Raw genomic sequence first — 19348 nt, 5'->3', positions numbered from 1 at the left:
TTTGTGTCATCGCGAGACATCTATGACGTAGCGACGCGGGCGGCCGGCCCGAGCGGCCAGCTACCACTCACCGAAGAAATGCTTTTGAACCGCCCTTCGGGCGACCTCTTCGGCCTTTCGCAAAATGCGGGCATGGGGTGGGAGGCGTCCAAAGTCGTCGGCGATGAGTACCTCATTCTTTCGACCCTTGGCGGACTGCGCGGTGAAGACGGAAAGCCGATCGCCCTCGGCTACCACACTGGGCATTGGGAAGTAGGTCTGCAGGTTCGCGAATGCGCCGAGGAGTTGACCCGGCAAGGTGCGATTCCGTTTGCGGGGTTCGTTTCTGACCCGTGCGACGGTCGAACGCAGGGGACGGTTGGCATGTTCGATTCACTTCCCTATCGCAACGACGCAGCAATGGTTCTGCGACGTCTGATCCGATCTTTGCCGACTAGGAAAGGTGTACTCGGAGTGGCGACGTGCGACAAAGGGCTTCCAGCCATGATGATGGCGCTGGCAGCGATGGGCGATCTGCCGTGCGCCTTGGTGCCGGGCGGAGTGACGCTCCCGCCGGACCATGGAGAGGACGCGGGAAAGATTCAGTCGATCGGCGCGCGTTTCTCGCACGGACTGATCTCGCTAAAGGAAGCAGCGGAAGCTGGATGTCGAGCGTGTGCGACGCCGGGCGGAGGGTGCCAATTCTTTGGAACGGCAGCGACGGCTCAGGCGGTCGCCGAGGCTTTGGGCTTGACGGTTCCACACGCCGCGCTGGCACCAAGCGGACAGCCGATCTGGCTGGACGTCGCCACGCGAACCGCCTGCGAGATTCGAAAGAACGGAATTCCGGTTCGAGACATCGTGACCTCCGAAGCGATTGAGAATGCGATGCTGGTTCACGCCGCATGCGGCGGGTCCACCAATCTTCTGATCCATATTCCCGCGATTGCCCACGCGGCGGGGCTACCTCGCCCAACGGTCGAGGACTGGATTCGAGTCAACCGAGCAGTACCGCGATTGGTCGATGTCTTGCCAAATGGCCCCAATGACCACCCAACGGTGCGGATGTACTTGGCGGGCGGCGTGCCCGAGGTGATGCTCCATTTGCGGGACCTCAGACTCTTGCATGGGTCGGCGATGACGATCAATGGGCGAACGCTCGACGAAAACTTGGACGAGTGGGAGCAGTCGGAGAGGCGGGCACGGCTCAAGGCGATCTTGCGGGAGCAAGATGGCGTCGACCCCGACGACGTGATTTCGTCGCCCGAGCAAGCGAGGGCGAAGGGACTGACGAGCACGGTCTGCTTTCCGGTCGGGAATTTGGCCCCTCAGGGCAGCGTCATCAAGGCGACGGCCATCGACTCTTCGCTCTTGGATGGCGACGGCGTGTACCGAAAGACCGGACCTGCGAAGGTATTTACGGAAGAATCCAAGGCCATCGAAGCGATCAAGCGGGGCGAGATTGTGGCGGGCGACATCTTGGTGTTGACCTGTTGTGGACCGCTGGGAACGGGCATGGAGGAGACCTACCAACTGACCAGCGCCCTGAAGTATCTGCCCTTTGGGAAGGAGGTCGCCCTGATCACCGATGCACGGTTTTCGGGCGTTAGCACGGGGGCGTGCGTTGGCCATGTTGGACCCGAGGCATTGGCAGGCGGACCGATCGGCAAAGTTCGAGACGGAGACACGATTCGCATCGTGGTCAACACCAAAACGATGGAAGCGACGGTCGACTTGATCGACGACCCTGACTTTTCAAAACGAACCCCAGACAGCGGTCTGAAACCCCATCCTTTGCTTCCCGACGACACGCGCCTTTGGGCGGCAATGGTCACTGCCAGCGGGGGACTTTGGGGTGGGTGCGTGTACGATACGGACGAAATCATCACGAAACTGATGAATAAATCGTAGAACCCTACTGTGCTAGCCGGTCCCGGCAAGCTATTATTGACAGTATTATGGTCCTCCCAACCTATGACCTAAATAGGCAAAAAGAGCTTGTTGCCATGTACCCCCATCAACCGTTGAAGGGCCAGAACGCGCTCGTCACCGGTGCGAACTCGGGTATCGGCGAAGGGTGCGTCCGCCACTTGGCCGCCGCTGGCGCGGCTGTCGCCATCAACTACGTGCGCAACCCCGAGGCGGCAGACGCCATCGCTTCCGATATCAATCAGTCGGGTGGAAAGGCGATCAGCGTGATGGCCGATGTGAGCAACGAAGAGCAGGTCATTGCGATGGTGCAAACCTGCGTGAAGGAATTCGGAACGCTCGATATTCTGGTTCCGAACGCGGGCCTTCAGCAGGACAGCAAGATCGAGAATATGACGGTCGCGCAATGGGATCTGGTCATGAACGTCAATCTACGAGGGCAGTTCCTCTGCATTCGGGAAGCCGTTCGAGAGTTCGAACGGCGCGGCATGCGCGAGGTCAGCAAAGCGCTGGGCAAGATCATCTGCATGAGCTCGGTTCACGAAGTGATTCCGTGGGCGGGACACGCCAACTACGCGGCTTCGAAGGGCGGCGTCAAGCTGATGATGCAGTCGATCGCTCAGGAGGTCTCGGACCGGCTGATTCGCGTTAACTCCATCGCGCCGGGAGCGATCGCCACGCCGATCAATCGACCGGCATGGGACACGGATGCGGCGGAAGCCAAGCTCCTGGACCTGATTCCCTACAACCGCGTCGGCCTGCCGGACGACATCGGTCAAGCCGCGGTTTGGCTAGCTTCGGACGCAAGCGACTACGTAGTGGGCACCACGATTTTCGTCGACGGCGGCATGACGCTCTGCGAAGGATTTGCCAGCGGCGGATAGGAGACAAACCATATGAGCACCCCGGAACATCAGCGGCTACAAGACCAGAAGGAAGGAATCGGCCACTGGTACCGGTGGGGCACCTTCCTGTCGGATCGGCACTGGGGCACCGTGCGGGAGGACTACTCGGCGGACGGTAACGCCTGGCAGTATTTCCCGCACGACCAGGCCCGGTCGCGGGCGTACCGGTGGGGCGAAGACGGCATCGCCGGATGGTGCGACAGGCACTGTGAAGTCATCTTGGCGTGGGCGTTTTGGAACGGCCACGATCCAATCCTGAAGGAGCGGTATTTCGGCCTGACCAACCCCGAGGGGAACCACGGCGAGGACGTCAAGGAGCTTTACTACCACCTGGATGGAACGCCGACGAGTTCGTACATGCGGATGGTTTACATTTATCCGCAGGCGGCGTATCCGTACGAGGACCTAGTCAAGACCAACGCGAAGATCGGAGTCCACGCGGGGGAGTACGAGCTAGCCGACACCGGCGTGCTAAAGGACGACCGGTACTTCGAGATCGAAGTGACGTACGCCAAGGTGGACGAGTTTTCGACCATCGCGCGGACGAGGGTGACGAACAAGGGTCCCGAGAAAGCCAAGATTTGGGTCTTGCCGCACCTGTGGTTCCGTAACAAGTGGTCTTGGCGCGACGGGGCCGAACGTCCGTCGATTGTCCTGGAAGGCGACAAGACGCTGATCGCCAATTCGGATCGTTACGGAAAGGTCCAACTCGAAATTCCCGAAGCAAGCGAATTCTTGTTTACCGAGAACGAGACGAACACTGCGCTGATCTTTGGCGGACCGAACAAGAGTCCGTATGTCAAGGACGCCTTTCACCGGTATCTGATTCACGGCGAAAAGGAGGCGGTCAACCCCAAGCAGGTTGGGACCAAGGCGTGCGGAGTCATCACCCTTGAGCTTGGGCCGGGTGAAACGAAGGACTTATACGCCTATATGGCTTGCGAGGGCTGCGCCCTGCCAGATGGTGAATGGAGCTCGGTGGTAGAAACGCGGGCCAGCGAGGCCGACGCGTTCTATCAGGCAATGGCCCTGAAGGAGAAGCAGAAGTCACTGATCCTGCGACGGGCGATTGCCGGGCTCCTGTGGTCGCGGCAGTATTACTACTTCGACTGGGACCGATGGGCGGCGGGAGACGACAATCAGCCCGCACCACCGCCTGGACACGCGACGCGCAACTTCGGGTGGAAGCACCTCCACGCGAAGGACATTATTTTGATGCCGGACGGGTGGGAGTACCCGTGGTTTGCGGCGTGGGACTTGGCGTTCCACTGCGTCACGGCGTCGCTGGTCGACCCAGACTTTGCCAAGGATCAACTACTCCTGCTGATGCGCGAGTGGTATATGCACCCGAACGGACAGATTCCGGCATACGAGTGGGCGTTCTCCGATGTGAACCCGCCGGTTCACGCCTGGGCGGCCCTGAAGATCTTCCGCGATTTGCGAGAGCGGACGGGCGAGAGCGACTACGAATTCCTCGAGCGAGCCTTCCATAAGCTCCTGCTCAACTTCACGTGGTGGATCAACCGGAAGGACCAGTTGGACAACAACCTGTTTGAAGGCGGGTTCCTCGGACTCGACAACATCGGCCTGTTCGACCGCAACACCCAACTGCCGAACGGCGAGATTCTAGAGCAATCCGACGGCACGAGTTGGATGGGCATGTACTGCCTGAACATGCTGTCGATTGCGCTGGAGCTTTGTCAGCATGACGACTCGTATGCTGATGTGGCTTCAAAGTTCTTCGAGCATTTTCTGTATATCGCCAACGCGCTGAATTCTAGTGGGATGTGGGACGACGAGGACGGCTTTTACTACGATATCCTGCGATATCCGTCAAGCACGGAACTCATCAAAGTCCGTTCGATCGTCGGCATTATTCCGCTCTTTGCGATTGCGGCGATTCCGGCCGAGCAGATTGCGACGCTGGAAGGATTCAAGGAGCGCGTGCAATGGTTCGTGCGACACCGACCCGACCTAGCGGATGCATTCCACCAGACGCTGGATGCAGGAAGCAAGCGGCTCAGCTACCTTTCACTCGTGCCGAAGGAGCGGGTCGTGCGCATCCTCTCGAAGGTCTTCAATGAAGATGAATTTCTGAGCCCGCACGGGGTTCGTGGGCTCTCGAAGTATTATCGAAATCGACCTTATGAGAAGGACATCGAAGGGATTCAGCATCGGATTGACTACGAACCGGGCGAGTCGAGAACGGGAGTCTTCGGGGGCAACTCGAACTGGCGGGGTCCGGTATGGATGCCGATCAACTATCTGCTCGTCGAGGCGTTGCGTCAGCACCATATCTCGTGGGGCGACGATTTTCGGATTGCGCTGGATGAAGCGGCGGATGGCACTCGCGTGGGCGAATTGGCCGACCTCCTGAGCCGCCGCTTGATCTCGCTTTACGAGCCAACTCGCAAAGGCGTTCGTCCGGCGCAGCCAGATGAGTTTTCGAAGGCTAACCTGGATTACCTGCTGTTCTATGAGTACTTTGACGGCGATACGGGGCGAGGTTGTGGGGCGAACCACCAGACGGGGTGGACGGCGCTGATTGCGAATCTGATTGCAGAGCAGCACTAGATTCTGGCTACTCCCACCAGTTCGCTACGCTCACATCCACTTCGGTCTTGCCTTTGGGGCAAGACCTATCGCGAACCCTTCCCTCGGCCACCGAGGGAGAATCGATTGGTCGATAAAGCTAGGCCCAGAGGTCGGGCCAGTCGTTTGCTTCGGGCCAAAGGAAGACTTGACCCTTGATCAAGCGACAACCGCGGTCTGCCCAGGCGATGGCTTCCATTTCTTCGTCCATGAGCGTTAGGTCGCTGACAGCATCGAAGGTTGCCTGCATCTGGGGCCGCTTGACGGAAAATGGGATGGGAACCGAGCCGCGTTGGACCTGCCACAAAACGCAAACCACGGCAGGGTGAACGCCGAGTCGGTTGGCCGCGGCCAGGATGGCCGGTTCTTCGATATCGACGGTGTCCTCGGGAGTTCGGTCGCGCTCGGGGCGGCTGGGTGAGCCGATGGGCGAGTAGCCGATCGGGACGATTTGGTTTGCAACGCAATAGTCGAACAGGTCCGGTTGCTGGAAATGAGGATGAATCTCCATCTCGTTGGCGTGGGGCTTGATCTCAGCGCTTTGGAGCACGGCCGTCAGCTTGGAGATCGTCATGTTGGACGTTCCAATGTGGCGCACCAGGCCACGGTGGTAAAGCTCTTCGAGGAGGCTCCAAGTATCCATGTAGCGGTCGAGGCTGAAGGGAACCGCGTGAGGATCGCGAGAATTGACATCGACGCCTTTTTCGTGATGATTGGGAAACGGCCAGTGGATGAGATACAGGTCCAGGTAGTCGAGGCCGAGGTTGCGGAGCGAATTTTCGCAGGCGGAAACAGGATCGTCGTGATGGTTGTTCCAGACCTTGCTGGTCACCCACATGTCTTCTCGGGCAATTCCGGATTTCTGGATGGACTTCAGGGATTGCCCAATTTCGGCTTCATTTCCGTAGACCTCGGCGCAGTCGAAGTGTCGATAACCGATCTCGGCGCCCTCGATGACGGCGCGAGCCACGGTGTTGGCGTCGTAATTGTCGGAGCCGAAAGTGCCAAGTCCAAGCGCCGGCATCTGGGCACCGGACGAGAGTGTCCGGTAAGGAATGCTCACAGACGGCCCCGCATGATTGCCTCGCGGTCTTTGTCCCAATAGCCGCATTCGAGTCGGAGAAAGACGGACGTGTAGGGAATCATCGTGGTGGTCTTGATGACCAGGACCGAGTAGTCGGCCCCTTCCATATTGATCTTCTCCAAAATAATGTCGTGGGCGGCCATGTCTACCGGTAGCGAACTTGCTTCGAACTGGATGCTGTCGCGCAGGGCGGTCACCCCTGGGCAGAGGTCGTCGGTCAGGACGCTGAGTTCGGTGTCGAGCAAGACTTTCGGGGTGATGTGCCCGGCTTCTTCGATGGACTTGAGGACGTACTTGAGGCAGTCATCGACGGCCACGTCAGCGAGGATGACCTCAACTCCCTTGCCCGCCTGCTGGGGGTAGGCAGCGTCGGAGATGACGATCCAATTTCGATGTCCCAATCGCGGCAATGCTGCGTGGAAATGGACTTGCCAAGTCGTCATAATGCGCCGATTGTACTTCGCCTAGTCCTGAACTTTGTGAAGATTCACGTTGGCGGCTAGGTCAAAAGTTTGGGCCCAGGCGAGATTCTTGGTGTGGCCGTCCACAAATCCGAAAATGGAATGCCCATTGTGACGCTGGGTTGCCACCGCGCCGGCGGTCGCATCCATGTCATCCTCGGGAGCTTGCGGGTTCGATTGATTGAACCAGGGTCGGTACATGTAGTTGCAGAACGGCTCAATGCCGTCGACAACGTTCGATCTTCGCTCCGCGTAGATGACGGTTTGCGAGGACCGATCGACGCTCGATTCGTTCAGGCCAAAAGCGAAGTTGCCGTTGTAGATGTAAGACGCCAAGTTTGGAACGTCGGGATTGATGCTTTGGCAGACAATTCCTTTCGGATCGGGGTCTTCGGGACACGATAGATCGGTGAATTTTGCCCCGATGTAGGGGTTTAGCAAAGGGAAAATTGAGCCGTAATCCGGCTCCTCCAGGGAGCCACTGGCATCGTCCACCCAAGGGGCACCAGTCGATTTTCGCGACTGCGGATAGTGGCCATCGCTATCGGTGACGTACAACATTGTCGCCTTGAGAAGCTGGTTGTTCTTCGCCAGGCAATCGGTGGTCTTGGCGGCAGCTTTTGCGCGAGAGAACACAGGAAAGAGGATCGCGGCCAATACAGCAATGATCGTAATGACGACCAGTAGTTCTACTAGTGTGAACGCTCTCCCAAATTTCATATCACCGCGGAGCCGTCAATTCGGCTAACATATTGCATTATGCGCCACTTGGTTCGGTTCTCGACGACCGGTTTTTCGATCACGGCGGGCATCGTTGTTGGTATTTCTTTAGTTGGCTGTCACAAGGAGACTCCAGTTGCTTCGGCCAATACTCCGGCTCCTGCGGTCACCGACGCCCAGAAGGCGCGTCGATCGGTGAAGGCGACGACGGACGCCGACGCGGCCAGCATCGATCAATCGGTGAAGGACACAACCATCGAAGATTTGGTCAAGAACAAGCCGGATGGTGAACTCGGCACCCGACAGGCTCCTTTCGAAACCTCGGTTTGGCGCGTGAAGGCGACGGTCGAAAGTATCGAGCTCAAGAAGGACGGCGACTACTACATGGTTCTGCGCGGCGATAGCGGAGGCCAGTCAGTCGTCGAAGTGCCGGACCCGAAGACCTGCGCCGGCAGTCCTTTCGTGGGCCAGATCACGGCCACCCGCAAAGCCCTCGAAGAGAAGTACCATCCGACTTCGGAAAAGAAAGATATCAATGAGAAGGCGACCATTACCGGCGTTGGCTTCCTCGGCTTCAGCAACAACGCGAAGAAGAAGGGATCGAACGGCATCACCGGTGCGCGACTGATGCCGGGAACCGACATCAAGTTCGACGGCGACAAAGACAAGTAAGCGTCATTCCAAAATGGAAAAGCCCCTTCGAGTTTCGAAGGGGCTTTTCTTTTGCTTGGTCAGCCGAGGCTTACCACTTTTCGTCGGAGGTATCGACCCACGGGAACCACTGCGGGCAGGGCTGATCCTGAGCGACATCCGGGTTGCCCCACACAGAACTCGGGATGGTGGCCCACCACTTGGGCTCGACGTGGTACTTCGCGTGGGTGTCGGCCATCACGTAGTTCGCACCATTCATGTGTCGGTGCATACCAGCGTCGCGGTCCGGTCGAACGATCTCACGGATCGCGCCGGTCGAATCGACTCCTGTTTCTGCGATGAAGATCTTATTCGCAGGAGCGGTGATCGCCCCCATGTTGCCGCCGGTCAGGGAGAAGTTCGAAACTCCGTTCGGCTGGCGATAGAAGTAGTAATTGAGCGCGTAGGAGAGCTTCGATCCCGGAACGGTTACGCCGGAGCTGTTATGAGCCGGGGCGTCGTCGGTCGGACACTTGAAGATCTGAATGTTCTTGGTGTACGGCTGCAGAAGATCGGCCCAACAAAGCTCCGAATTACCGGCGCCGTTGTGAAACGCAAAGACCGTCCAGGGCGGCCCCACGTAGGTGGATGGGTAGTTGGCCATGGGCAGCGTGTCGTCGTTGTCGCTGACGTACATGTAAAGACCGATGCCGATCTGCTTGTTATTGCTGAGACAAGCGGTCTTCTTGGCCGCTTCTTTTGCCTGAGCGAAAACCGGGAACAGGATAGCCGCCAAAATGGCGATGATCGCGATGACTACGAGAAGTTCAATTAAGGTAAATGCCCGCCGCATAATGATTCCTTCCAGATGTAAACAAACACCAAATGATCGCTCAGAACTGAACGTCGTGGTTATGTTAACACACATTTCCAATATCGCGGGGGAATTAGGTCCAATCACGCATTTTTCTTAGATCGTAGGGACTCGATGCCTTTGCGCAGGGAAACGATGTAATATGGCTGTTAGCGAGCAAGCGATGATGAGTGCAGCTGTTGCCGAAACCGCGCGAGATTTTTACCGATCCAACGGATATCTATTGGTCGAAGGCTTGTTTACCGAAGCCGAATGCGACTTTTGGCGCACGTACTTCACCGACATGGTGGAGCGAGGCGGCGATGGATGGGCCGAAGGCGGGGTCGATGTGAACCATCCCGACCCGCTGAAGCGGTATCCACGCCTGCTGCAGCCGCATCGAGGCGACAAAGTGGCGTTTGACTTCATGGTCGATGCACGCATCAACGAGTACCTGTCGTCATTCTATGATCGATCGCCATTGGCGGTGCAGACGATGGTTTACTTCAAGCCTCCGGGAGCCCGAGGACAGGCGCTTCATCAGGACAATCGCTACTTGAAGGCTGACCCGGGTACCTGCATGGCGGCGTGGGTGGCCCTAGAGGACATCGACGAGGAGAACGGATGCCTGCAGGTACTTCCGGGCACTCACGATATGCCGATGGTGTGCCCTGAGTCGGCCGAGATGAGCCAAAGCTTCACCACCGACCGAATCAATCTACCGATTGAGCCAATGAACGTGATTATGAAGAAGGGCGACGTACTTTTCTTCAACGGGTCTCTGGTCCACGGCTCGGGACCGAACCACTCCAAGGACCGCTTCCGCCGAATCATCGTGGGACATTACATCGAAGGTCAGGCGGATCGAGTGGCTCACTACTACGACCCGGTCTATCGCATGGACGGGACAAAAGTAGAAAACATTATGTTTATCGACGGGTCGGGCGGCCCCTGCGGAATTCCTTTTGTTGAAGACGGCGAGCTTCGCTTCCGAATGGATGGCGTGATCGGCGAGATCAGCGGACCGCACTAGCCGTGGGCAGCGAGGTATTCGTTGATCTGAGGACGGCTCCGACATTCCACTTCCGACCTGGCAGATGGAGTGTAGGAAAAACTTGGAATCCGCTATAAAATAAGCTTCGATGTCCGAACCTTCTCAGCCGCCTACGCCGCCGCCAGTCTTCGCGTCCTACCCGCGAGCGGGGTACGCGCAACAGGTCTATGGAACCAGCGAAAAGCTGTGGCGACTCTTTCGCGGATATCACGGAATGTCCTATGCGTTCTTGGCCCTTTGTCTGTCCATTCTTTGCTTGTTGGGCGGAGTCGCAAGCTCAACTCCTCAGGGATCGCTCACAGCTCTTGGGGTAGCGCTCATGGTGGCAGGAATCATCTCGTATATCGGTGCCTTTTACTTGGGAGCACGAGCCGGTGCAGATATTGGATATGGCCAAGGGTGGGCATCTGGCGTTGGCCTCTTCCTAGGATTCATCTCCATCCTCCTTGGCCTTCTCGTGATCGCAATCCTTCAGTACCTCGCTTTAGGGGAAATCAAGCGGTACGGCATTGCACCGCGTTCCTTCGGCGGAATCAAAAAGCGGTCGGTCATGGAAAAGATCGAAGAGCTCAAGGCGTATGAAAGTGGGAGCCAGCCGATGGCGGCCCCCGCAACTTCTTAGTAAGCCTTCGCGAAGATCACACGCTGCTTACTCGGCTTGCCGGTCATGACGCACTGGCCCGGCTGGTTATCGGACGGATCGAGCGGCTCAAGCGGGATGCACCGAATGGTCGCCTTTGTGAGGTCGCTGATCTTTTCTTCGGTTTCGGTTGTGCCGTCCCAGTGGGCGAGCACAAAGCCGCCGCCACCTTCGCCGTCGAACTGCTTCTGGAAATCCTCCCAGGTGTCGATGCGGATGGTGTTTTCGAGCATGAACGTCTTGGCTCGGTCGAAGAGGTCCTGTTGGATGGTCGGCATAAGGCCGACGACGTAGTCGACGATCTTTTCGATGGCGACCATCGTCTTCTCGTCATTATCGCGACGAGCGACGCCGAGTTCACCTGCCTCGAGTTCGCGACCGCCCACATCGACGCGGACACAGACGCCCCGCATTTCCCAATGCTTGGCTTTGAAGCCAGGAGACTCCTTGGCGCGGTCGTCGACTTTGACTCGCAGACCGCGTGCCTTCATCTGAGCGGCAAGATCTTTAGCAACCGAGGTGGTCTGTTCGAGGACTTCGTTCTTACCCATTGGCACGAACACGACCTGAATCGGAGCGAGCTTAGGTGGGCAGACCAGACCTTTGTCGTCGCTGTGCGCCATGATGAGCGTGCCCATCAAACGGGTGGAGACACCCCATGAAGTCGCGTAAACGTACTCAAGCTTGCCTTCCGCGCTCTGGAACTGCACGTCGAACGCCTTGGCAAAGTTTTGCCCCAAGTGGTGCGAGGTTCCGGCTTGGATCGCTCGGCGATCCTGCGTCATCGCCTCAATGCAGTACGAGTGATCGGCACCAGCGAACTTCTCGTTCTCGGTCTTGAGTCCCCGAAACACCGGAACTGCCATCCACTCTTCAGCGAACTTGGCGTACACGTTGTGCAGGATGTTGAGTGACTCTTCTTCCGCCTCCTCGAACGTGGCATGGGCCGTGTGGCCTTCTTGCCACAAGAACTCTGCGCTCCGCAGGAACGCACGGGTACGAAGCTCCCATCGCATGACGTTCGCCCATTGATTGATGAGGATCGGCAGGTCACGGTAGCTCTGAATCCACTTCTTGTAGCTGTTCCAGATGATGGTTTCGCTTGTCGGGCGGATAATGAACGGCTCCTCCAACTCGGCTTCCGGGTCCGGAATCAAGTCTTTTCCATTCGGATCCTTTTTCAGCCGATGGTGGGTTACAACCGCGCACTCCTTGGCGAAGCCGTCCACATGGTCGGCCTCCTTATCGAAAAACGACTTGGGGATGAGCAGAGGGAAGTAGGCGTTGGAGTGTCCGGTTTCTTTGATCATGTCGTCGAGCGCGCGCTGCATCAGCTCCCACATGGCGAAGCCATGGGGCTTGATGACCATGCACCCACGGACCGGGGACTGATCGACGAGATCAGCCTTAATTACCAATTCGTTGTACCAACCAGCGTAGTCGTTCTCGCGGGTTGGAATACCTAAATTACTGCTCACATTAGGATTTTGACAGATTCGAAATTGATGGAACCGGAATGATTACCCGAACGTTAAAAAGAGTGTAAGGCTCCAGTAAAAGAGAGCTAGCAAGGAAAACCTCCCATATCCCTCGCGGCGGTCGCTAAGCCCAAGCAGCGGCCGCCATTTTATTTGCAGACCTCCCCGCTGGTTTATGCGTCAGTATCTAATGTATGTTGTTGCGTTGGGTCCCTCTCGGAATTCTCTTGGCCGCCTCGTGCAGTCCCGCTCAAACCGAGCGCGGACCGGGGCATTATGTCGACAAAGTGACGATCAACGGGACTGAGCGCGAGTATATTCTGCGGATTCCCAAGGGCTACAAACCGGGCATGCGCACACCAGTCGTGATCGCCCTGCATGGCCTTTCGGGCAATATGAACTACTTCTCGTCGGTGACGGGAATCGAAGACGTGGCCGACCAAGAAGGCTTTATCTGCGCGATTCCGAATGGCCTATCGACCAACATGCGCGGGTGGAATACCGGCTTCTTCGCGATGGCAGGCACGACGAGCGACACTGATTTCATTACCAAGATTCTCGACAACATCGACACGGAGTTCACGACGGATAAGAAGCGAGAGTACGTGTTTGGCCACTCGAACGGGGCGATGATGGCCTACTACTTGGGCGGGCTGATGTCCGACCGGCTGGCGGCGGTGGCGGGGATTGCGGGCACGATCGGCATTCCGAAGGCGACGACTTCTATCAAGGAAGTGCCTACTCCAAAGAACCCGATTTCGGTCCTGATGATCCACGGCGAAAAGGACCCTATGGTGGCCTACAAGCCGGGCGCCCAGTCGCTTCTGCAGTGCACGGGTGCGGAGGACGGAGCCAAGTGGTGGGCTCAGCAGGATGGATGCAACCCAACGCCGACGGTGACCGACTTTGTGAAGGACTATGCGACCCTGACGGACTATAAGAACGGGAAGAGTGGGACCGAGGTTCGGCTGATCAGCACCCTCAATGGAACCCACGAGATTCCCGGCGCACACCTATCGAATGGCCGTGAGACGGCGAGCGGCGTGGACGCGATCAAAGAGATTTGGGCTTTCTTTAAGAGCCACCCGAAGAAGTAATTTAGGTGGGCGGAGACTTGTCAGCCTCCGCCCATTAGGCGAACTTAGAAGTTCGAGCCGTACGAGTAGATCGGGCGAACCAGCGGCGTATTGGCGTTGCAGATCCACTGCGGTGCCCGCAAAGCTGCACGGTTGACTGGGTCGACCAAGAACGTGACGATGCTGTAGTAAGGTGCATCGCTCTTGATCATCGCGACGTCAGCCGAGCCGTCACCGTTGATATCACCAATCGCACACGGCGTGTAGAGGGAGTAGTTGAAGGTGCCGGCACTACCGATCGATAGCATGGCATTACCGGTGGAAGACATCTTGCGGATGTCAATCTCACCCGCGTTGTCACCCGGTCGCTGACGGGTCGAGTAGATTTCCGGCAAGCCGTCGTTATCGGCATCGGCCAGCGCATAAATCTTCTCGTGTTGCGAGGCATTCAGTTGGAAAACCCACTTCAGAACCGTTCCAGAAGGGTAGTTCATGAGGGTGAAGACATCTCCCGAAGCGGCATCGGAAAGAAGAAGATCGTCGATACCGTCGTCGTTGATGTCGCCAACCGCGATCACCTTCAGGTAGCCGTTGTTCGTCAGCACCGTCGGAGCCGCGAAGGTCGGCACCACGAAGGGCCAGGAGTTGGTCTTGCCAGTCCAAAGTCGGACATAAAGGACATTATTCTTGCGTGTGATGATGTCGTCCATCGCATCGCCGTTGACGTCGGCGACGGCGACCACATCCTCCCCGCCAAGCGATATCTGGGTTTCAGCGGCGTACCCGTTGTTGTTATCAAGGGTTCGTATGTAGTGGTTGAACGAGCCCCCGTTCACAACTTGACGCAAGACCACGGCACTGTTGGGCGGATAGTCCAAGCCGAACAATCCAAAGAACTTATCAGTTGCCCCATCGCCGACGGCTCCCGCACCGATCCAACTGTTCGTGCCGGAACCGTTCAGATCGGTCGTTGGGCGGAATAAGTTGAACTGCCGCGTTCCACCGCTATCAAGGTAGGTCTGCATGAGATTCGAGCTAAATCCAGTTGTCGTGAGGTTGCCAAACGACGTCGTTCCGTACACGTTCACGATGTCCACGTTGCCAAGATTCCGAATCCAGTTGTTATATTGCTTCAGCCCCCCTACGTTATTGAAAGTGACAGAGCCGAGGTCCTTGTTCGTAGTTCCTCGGACCAAGTACATCCCATTGAGGCGTCTCGGCATCGAAACACGGACTTCGTCGAAGGTGATACCCGCCGACTGATTGTATGTTCCGCCAAAGCCGGGATAGTTGTTATCCGAATTCTGGATCGCCATCATGCGAATCGCCCCGGGTTTGACGATGTTGCCATAGCCGTCCGAGGCTGTGTTGATGCGTCGAGTTCGGAAATGATTATATTGGCCAACCGTGCCATTGAGGACGACAAGCCCCCCGTTTGCCGGCGATCCGAGTTCCCAGTAGGTTCCGTTGTAGACATCGATCCTAAACTTGCTGGGCGCACCCGTTTCAGGCTTGTACCAAAAATCGAAGTCCACGGTTTCAAATTGGCGACTGAAGTTCCCATAAAGGGGCGTTCCTAAACCCGCAGTGCCGTTATTGGCCGAGTCGCCGTTGGCGGGCCAGTTGTACATGCGCACTCCCTTCCCAATGTAGCCTCCTGCATCGCTGAAGCTCACGCCGACGCTGTACGCCGTGACACCCACATTGTAAAAGGGGGTGCCGTCCATCGATATGTGCGACATTTCGGTGGCACGGGGTGGTTGGACGTAATCCGAAAACGCGACTTCCTGGCCCATCGAGAGACCAGCGAGAGCAAACCCACACACGAACTGAAGAGACCTTATGAAAAGCGTCCTATTCATAAGGTCCATCTTACTACGCTTGACGAATTGTTGCTGGTGAGACCTAGTTCGACGACTTGAGTTTCATTCGCCAGGCGATCAGGGCTGCAATAACGCCAGCAATCCCGAATCCGATGCGGAAGGCACCCGTGAAGAAGTCGATCGTCTTGAGCTGAGTGGGATAGATTTGGTGGGCTTTCAGGTAGCCCTCATCGACCTGGTAGACACCCTTATCGTCGGGACCGCCAATGAAAGCCTTGGGGTCTTCGATGACATATTCGGCGGGTTCGCCGATTGGGGTTCCAGCGTCACCGAAGAGGTCGGCGCTCGCCGACTTTTCGATCCGTTGAATCAGCTTCGCCTTGCCGTGGTAGCTCGACTGCACGGCGAAGGTTGCGAGAAAGCCAAGCGCGCAAAGGATGGCGATGGCGAAAAAGAATTTCTTCATGAGAAGGGGCCGGCCGGAAACCGGCCGGCTTGTGGGGGTTGGTTATTTGGTCGTACCGACGACGGAAACGCTGATCGAAATCGAATTCGACACCTTGTCTTTGGCGATATCCATGATCTTGATGCCATAGTCGCTGAGTTTGATATCGAACTTGGTCTTGACCTGAATGACGTCGCCATCGAAGTGGTTTCGCTTAGTGAGGTCGCTCTCCGGCATGTACTTGATCACGGCTCGGGTCTTGATCGTCTTGGTGACGCCGTGAAGGCTGAACTTGCCGGTCACGTCGAAGTTGTTGCCGCCCACAAACTTCACGGCGGAAGTCTGGAATTCGGCGGTGGGATACTTGGCCACGTTCAGCCAACCTTCGCTTCGCATGTGTTCATCCCGAAGATCGACACCGGAATTCAGCGAAGCCAGATCGATGGAGATTTTGCCGGTGCCAGATCGTTTTGCGACGTCGCCGCTGATCGAACCCTTCACCTTGTTGGTGCGGCCAACGATGTCTTCCAGTGCGGTATTGCTTTCGAAAACGACGACCTGCTGCGGTGCCAGGTTCGGGCGGCTAAAGTCGAAGGTCTTGTTTTCGGCCAAAGCCAACGGCGAGATTGCATGGAGTGCCAGGGAGGCGATCAGTACGCTCATGATTTTTCCTACCTCTAACGTACTCCTGCTCCGAGACAAGAAACTGTATGCGGGAATACAGTCGGTCAGCTTTTGGCGAGTTCTTCGAGTTTTTCGGTGTTTTTGATGACGGCAAAGCCCTTGATGATCTCGACGATTCCCTGCTGTTTGAACTTGCTAAGGGTGGCGCTGACGGCTTCTCGGTTGGAACCGACAAGGTCAGCTAGTTCGGCGTGGGTGAGCTTGAGATTCACGAACGGGCGTCCGTTCTTGGTGGTGCCGGGAAACTCGCCAGAAAGGCGAAGGAACAGCTTGGCCAATCTCTGAGGGACGGTCAAAAAGAGCACGTCTTGGATAAGGTTAACGACCTCGGCACGGCGATCGCCGATCATCTTCGACAGCTTGAGGGTCACATCGGGGCTGGATAGAATCGCCTTTTGGAGCAGGTCCACCGGAACGGCGTAAAGCTGGACCTCGCCGATTGCCTCGGCGCTTTCGCCCACTGGCAGTTCGTTGTGAAAGAGATCGACGTCGCCAATCAGTTCCCCGGGCTTCAGGATGCCGAGGGTGAGTCGCTTACCCGTCGGATGGTTGTGAACGATGCGTACGTTGCCTTCTTTCACCAAGTAAGCGTGGGTGTGCTTGACGCCCGCCATACAGATATGGTCGTTACGCCCGAACGTTACGACGCGGCTGGCCTGCAAGAGCCCATCCAAGTCCTGGTCCCGCAGAGTCTTGAATAGATCGAAGTTGCGGAGGACCCAAAGCCGACGGTCGGACTGCAGAGGGGCGACAAGACTCATTGAGGTTTCCTACGCACTGGGAATTTGTTCCGTTAGTGGCATTGGCGACGAATCCAGCGGATCGGGCGGAATAATGCGAATTTTAAGAATCCGTTTGCCGTCGGTGTCAGCGATATTGAATTGGAAACCTTGATGTTCTAGCCACTCGCCCTGCTTGGGCTGTCGGCCAAAGAGACCAAAGACGAACCCGCCGATGGTGTCGAAGTCTTCGCTTTCGAACGCCGAGCCGGTCAGCTCATTGATGTCGTCCAGGTGGGTTTTGCCCTCGACGAGATACCCTTCCTGCGTTTCGGATACTTCCGGCATTTCGTCGTCATGTTCGTCCTGAATCTCGCCCACCAACTCTTCGATGATGTCTTCGATGGTGACGATCCCCGAAGTGCCGCCGAACTCGTCCTTGATGATCGCCATTTGAGATTTGGTAACCCGCATCTCGGCCAGCAGTTCGTCGATGCTCTTGTTCTCAGTAACATACAGGGCCGGGCGCATCAGCGAACTGATATTGACGGGCTTACCGCGGAGCATCGCGAGGAAGAGATCCTTCGCATGGACGATGCCCACGATCTCGTCGTCGCTTCCTTCGTAAATGGGAATGCGCGAGTGGCCCGACTGCTGGATGATTTCGACCAGGTCGTATGGATTGATATCGACCGGCACCGCGTCCATGTCGGTTCGCGGAGTCATGATCTCGCGAGCAACGGTATCGGAAAACTCGAGAACGCTATGGATCAGTTCGGTCTCATCGGATTCCATTTCGCCGGTCTCTCCGGCGGAATCCACGAGCGAACGGATTTCCTCGCCGGTTTGTCCGCTGGTGCGAAGAACGACCGAGCCACCGGCGGGCTTGGCAAAGACATTGGCAATGCCAATGAATAACTTCGAGATTCCGAATAGTAATTTCTGGGTTAATTGCTTTAGCGGACCAGGCGCTTCGCGTTCACCAGATGAAGATTCACTCATTCTTTGTTTCTGCACTCAATATATCAAATTTGACGTTCAACGCAAAGTCACTTGCTAAACGACACAAACATCAGTAGGCCAATGATCACGCCGACGGCGGCTCCGATCGACAGTTCGCCAATCGTGTGGAACTTCGCTTCGTAGCGGCTTTGGGCGATGATGGCGGCAAGGAGGACGGCCAGCCCGGCGGCGAGGGCGTTGGTGGTGAGCAAGACGGCGCAAGTAGCGAAAAAGAACCCGAGGGCCGCGTGCCCGCTCACCAATCCGCCTTGAAGCACCTGTCCACGCTTGCCGAGACCCTTACCAATAATGGTGGCAAGGATGCACAAGAACGCGCCGATAATGATGCGCAAGCCGGGACCGATGACCGGAGCCTCGGAACTCAGATGCACCTTCAGGGTTTCCCACCGGTTCTCACCGAGGATGAGCATCGCGCCGACCACGAGCGCGATCATCGTCGTGATGAGCACGGCTCCGGCGGAGATGTCCTTTGCGAACTTCGCCATCGGGTTGTAGTTAGGACTGACGAGGTCCACCACCGCCTCAATAGCGGAGTTGAACATTTCGGCGACGACGACGAGCGAGATCGTGAAGAGCAAGACCAGCATCTCGCGCAGGCCAAGGTTGACGAAAAGGCCGAGCAGGATGACGACGAAGACCACGTAGAGGTGGAACCTCATGTGGCGCTGGGTCTTGAACGTGAAGATGATGCCGTTCAGAGCGACCTTGAAGGGTTCGAAGATGTTACGTCGACTCTTCATCGCTCCATCCGGGCCGAATCGTGTGCCTGATGTAATACAGACGTCCATTCCGCGTCGATTGGAATCCCCAATTTCTCGCCGATCTCGTTCATTTTCGCCTGCATCGCCGCTTTGTCCTCATCCTCGACATCGTCATACCCGACCAAATGCAAGCATCCGTGAACAAGGAGGGCAGAAAGCTCATCATCAAGCGAAAACCCACGAAGGGCGGCCTGAGCCTCGCCGTAGGGAACGCAGATGGCAATATCGCCGAGCGGCAACGGGTCGGCAAGACCGGAAGGAAAGGTCAGCACGTCGGTGCTAGATTCCACCTGGCGAAACCGCGTATTGAGGTCGATCATCTCCGCATCGTCCATGAGGCGTACGGCGATAGGTCGGGAAATTCCGAGCAGTTCTTTCGTGGCGACGAGGGTTCTTTCAAGGCTCTCAAGATTGACCGTAGTGTTGGTCGCATTGTGGATCGGCTCGAAACTCATCGACGAAAAAGGGAGCGTTCGCTCCCTGAAAATCGGA

The 19348-nt window shown here is 57.0% G+C and carries 18 protein-coding genes and 1 pseudogene; 7 read left to right on the top strand and 12 right to left on the bottom strand.

Features of this window, described 5'->3' with window-relative positions; all coding sequences use genetic code 11:
• Positions 1-3 precede the first annotated feature (3 nt).
• From GC165_18445 to GC165_18435, 3 genes are all read left to right on the top strand, one after another.
• Positions 4-1890: a YjhG/YagF family D-xylonate dehydratase gene (locus GC165_18445; protein MBI1334850.1), complete on the top strand. Its 1887-nt coding sequence runs from the start codon at positions 4-6 to the stop codon at positions 1888-1890.
• Between the two features lie 95 nt (positions 1891-1985).
• Positions 1986-2792, top strand: coding sequence for a glucose 1-dehydrogenase (locus GC165_18440; protein ID MBI1334849.1), 807 nt, complete (start codon positions 1986-1988; stop codon positions 2790-2792).
• 12 nt (positions 2793-2804) lie between these two features.
• On the top strand, positions 2805-5387 hold the full coding sequence (locus tag GC165_18435) for a glucosidase (GenBank protein MBI1334848.1): 2583 nt from the start codon (positions 2805-2807) through the stop codon (positions 5385-5387).
• A 118-nt stretch (positions 5388-5505) separates the two neighbouring features.
• Here GC165_18435 and GC165_18430 read toward each other — a convergent pair whose 3' ends face one another.
• The 3 genes from GC165_18430 to GC165_18420 are packed head-to-tail and all read right to left on the bottom strand — an operon-like array spanning position 5506 to position 7670.
• Complete coding sequence (locus tag GC165_18430) at positions 5506-6429, bottom strand: aldo/keto reductase (GenBank protein MBI1334847.1); 924 nt, start codon at positions 6427-6429, stop codon at positions 5506-5508.
• A 35-nt stretch (positions 6430-6464) separates the two neighbouring features.
• Positions 6465-6932, bottom strand: coding sequence for a hypothetical protein (locus GC165_18425; protein ID MBI1334846.1), 468 nt, complete (start codon positions 6930-6932; stop codon positions 6465-6467).
• A gap of 21 nt (positions 6933-6953) precedes the next feature.
• Positions 6954-7670, bottom strand: a complete 717-nt coding sequence (locus GC165_18420) for a prepilin-type N-terminal cleavage/methylation domain-containing protein (protein MBI1334845.1) — start codon at positions 7668-7670, stop codon at positions 6954-6956.
• A 39-nt stretch (positions 7671-7709) separates the two neighbouring features.
• Here GC165_18420 and GC165_18415 point away from each other — a divergent pair, with 39 nt between their 5' ends.
• A complete protein-coding gene (locus GC165_18415) occupies positions 7710-8342 on the top strand; it encodes a hypothetical protein (protein ID MBI1334844.1) in 633 nt (210 codons plus the stop codon).
• A 661-nt stretch (positions 8343-9003) separates the two neighbouring features.
• Here GC165_18415 and GC165_18410 read toward each other — a convergent pair.
• Positions 9004-9153: pseudogene (locus GC165_18410) on the bottom strand (prepilin-type N-terminal cleavage/methylation domain-containing protein).
• A gap of 187 nt (positions 9154-9340) precedes the next feature.
• Here GC165_18410 and GC165_18405 point away from each other — a divergent pair.
• Together GC165_18405 and GC165_18400 are read left to right on the top strand one after the other, a co-directional pair.
• Complete coding sequence (locus tag GC165_18405; protein ID MBI1334843.1) at positions 9341-10186, top strand: phytanoyl-CoA dioxygenase family protein; 846 nt, start codon at positions 9341-9343, stop codon at positions 10184-10186.
• Between the two features lie 109 nt (positions 10187-10295).
• Complete coding sequence (locus GC165_18400; protein MBI1334842.1) at positions 10296-10829, top strand: hypothetical protein; 534 nt, start codon at positions 10296-10298, stop codon at positions 10827-10829.
• On the opposite strand, the gene GC165_18395 is transcribed toward GC165_18400, so the two are convergent.
• Entirely contained in the window at positions 10826-12325 is a 1500-nt protein-coding gene (locus GC165_18395; GenBank protein MBI1334841.1) for a proline--tRNA ligase, read from the bottom strand. The two genes, GC165_18400 and GC165_18395, sit on opposite strands and share 4 nt — an antisense overlap.
• Before the next feature lie 194 nt (positions 12326-12519).
• On the opposite strand from GC165_18395, the gene GC165_18390 reads away from it, so the two are divergent.
• Positions 12520-13422, top strand: coding sequence for a hypothetical protein (locus GC165_18390; protein MBI1334840.1), 903 nt, complete (start codon positions 12520-12522; stop codon positions 13420-13422).
• A 44-nt stretch (positions 13423-13466) separates the two neighbouring features.
• On the opposite strand, the gene GC165_18385 is transcribed toward GC165_18390, so the two are convergent.
• The 7 genes from GC165_18385 to ybeY form a co-directional block, all read right to left on the bottom strand.
• Positions 13467-15272 carry a hypothetical protein gene (locus GC165_18385; GenBank protein ID MBI1334839.1) on the bottom strand — a complete coding sequence of 602 codons (1806 nt, stop codon included), beginning with the start codon at positions 15270-15272 and terminating at the stop codon, positions 13467-13469.
• A 34-nt stretch (positions 15273-15306) separates the two neighbouring features.
• On the bottom strand, positions 15307-15690 hold the full coding sequence (locus GC165_18380) for a hypothetical protein (protein MBI1334838.1): 384 nt from the start codon (positions 15688-15690) through the stop codon (positions 15307-15309).
• A gap of 42 nt (positions 15691-15732) precedes the next feature.
• On the bottom strand, positions 15733-16332 hold the full coding sequence (locus GC165_18375) for a YceI family protein (GenBank protein ID MBI1334837.1): 600 nt from the start codon (positions 16330-16332) through the stop codon (positions 15733-15735).
• 65 nt (positions 16333-16397) lie between these two features.
• On the bottom strand, positions 16398-17114 hold the full coding sequence (locus GC165_18370; GenBank protein ID MBI1334836.1) for a helix-turn-helix domain-containing protein: 717 nt from the start codon (positions 17112-17114) through the stop codon (positions 16398-16400).
• 9 nt (positions 17115-17123) lie between these two features.
• Positions 17124-18074 carry a CBS domain-containing protein gene (locus tag GC165_18365; protein MBI1334835.1) on the bottom strand — a complete coding sequence of 317 codons (951 nt, stop codon included), beginning with the start codon at positions 18072-18074 and terminating at the stop codon, positions 17124-17126.
• A gap of 47 nt (positions 18075-18121) precedes the next feature.
• Positions 18122-18883 (bottom strand): hypothetical protein, encoded by a 762-nt coding sequence (locus GC165_18360; protein ID MBI1334834.1) that lies wholly within the window; start codon positions 18881-18883, stop codon positions 18122-18124.
• Complete coding sequence (ybeY, locus tag GC165_18355; protein ID MBI1334833.1) at positions 18832-19311, bottom strand: rRNA maturation RNase YbeY; 480 nt, start codon at positions 19309-19311, stop codon at positions 18832-18834. The genes GC165_18360 and ybeY overlap by 52 nt, the downstream gene beginning before the upstream one ends.
• Between the last annotated feature and the right edge of the window lie 37 nt (positions 19312-19348).

Source organism: Armatimonadota bacterium (genome assembly GCA_016125185.1).
In the GTDB taxonomy this organism is placed as follows: domain Bacteria; phylum Armatimonadota; class Fimbriimonadia; order Fimbriimonadales; family Fimbriimonadaceae; genus Fimbriimonas.
This window is presented reverse-complemented; position numbering and strand designations above follow the sequence as displayed.

What these genes read in the sequence shown, in the direction of transcription:
- GC165_18440 (MBI1334849.1), top strand. Translation starts at nt 1,986, where the DNA reads ATGTACCCCCATCAACCGTTGAAGGGCCAGAACGCGCTCGTCACCGGT.
- GC165_18435 (MBI1334848.1), top strand. Translation starts at nt 2,805, where the DNA reads ATGAGCACCCCGGAACATCAGCGGCTACAAGACCAGAAGGAAGGAATC.
- GC165_18430 (MBI1334847.1), bottom strand. Translation starts at nt 6,429, where the DNA reads ATGCCGGCGCTTGGACTTGGCACTTTCGGCTCCGACAATTACGACGCC.
- GC165_18425 (MBI1334846.1), bottom strand. Translation starts at nt 6,932, where the DNA reads ATGACGACTTGGCAAGTCCATTTCCACGCAGCATTGCCGCGATTGGGA.
- GC165_18420 (MBI1334845.1), bottom strand. Translation starts at nt 7,670, where the DNA reads ATGAAATTTGGGAGAGCGTTCACACTAGTAGAACTACTGGTCGTCATT.
- GC165_18415 (MBI1334844.1), top strand. Translation starts at nt 7,710, where the DNA reads ATGCGCCACTTGGTTCGGTTCTCGACGACCGGTTTTTCGATCACGGCG.
- GC165_18405 (MBI1334843.1), top strand. Translation starts at nt 9,341, where the DNA reads ATGAGTGCAGCTGTTGCCGAAACCGCGCGAGATTTTTACCGATCCAAC.
- GC165_18400 (MBI1334842.1), top strand. Translation starts at nt 10,296, where the DNA reads ATGTCCGAACCTTCTCAGCCGCCTACGCCGCCGCCAGTCTTCGCGTCC.
- GC165_18390 (MBI1334840.1), top strand. Translation starts at nt 12,520, where the DNA reads ATGTTGTTGCGTTGGGTCCCTCTCGGAATTCTCTTGGCCGCCTCGTGC.
- GC165_18385 (MBI1334839.1), bottom strand. Translation starts at nt 15,272, where the DNA reads ATGGACCTTATGAATAGGACGCTTTTCATAAGGTCTCTTCAGTTCGTG.
- GC165_18380 (MBI1334838.1), bottom strand. Translation starts at nt 15,690, where the DNA reads ATGAAGAAATTCTTTTTCGCCATCGCCATCCTTTGCGCGCTTGGCTTT.
- GC165_18375 (MBI1334837.1), bottom strand. Translation starts at nt 16,332, where the DNA reads ATGAGCGTACTGATCGCCTCCCTGGCACTCCATGCAATCTCGCCGTTG.
- GC165_18370 (MBI1334836.1), bottom strand. Translation starts at nt 17,114, where the DNA reads ATGAGTCTTGTCGCCCCTCTGCAGTCCGACCGTCGGCTTTGGGTCCTC.
- GC165_18365 (MBI1334835.1), bottom strand. Translation starts at nt 18,074, where the DNA reads ATGAGTGAATCTTCATCTGGTGAACGCGAAGCGCCTGGTCCGCTAAAG.
- GC165_18360 (MBI1334834.1), bottom strand. Translation starts at nt 18,883, where the DNA reads ATGGACGTCTGTATTACATCAGGCACACGATTCGGCCCGGATGGAGCG.
- ybeY (MBI1334833.1), bottom strand. Translation starts at nt 19,311, where the DNA reads ATGAGTTTCGAGCCGATCCACAATGCGACCAACACTACGGTCAATCTT.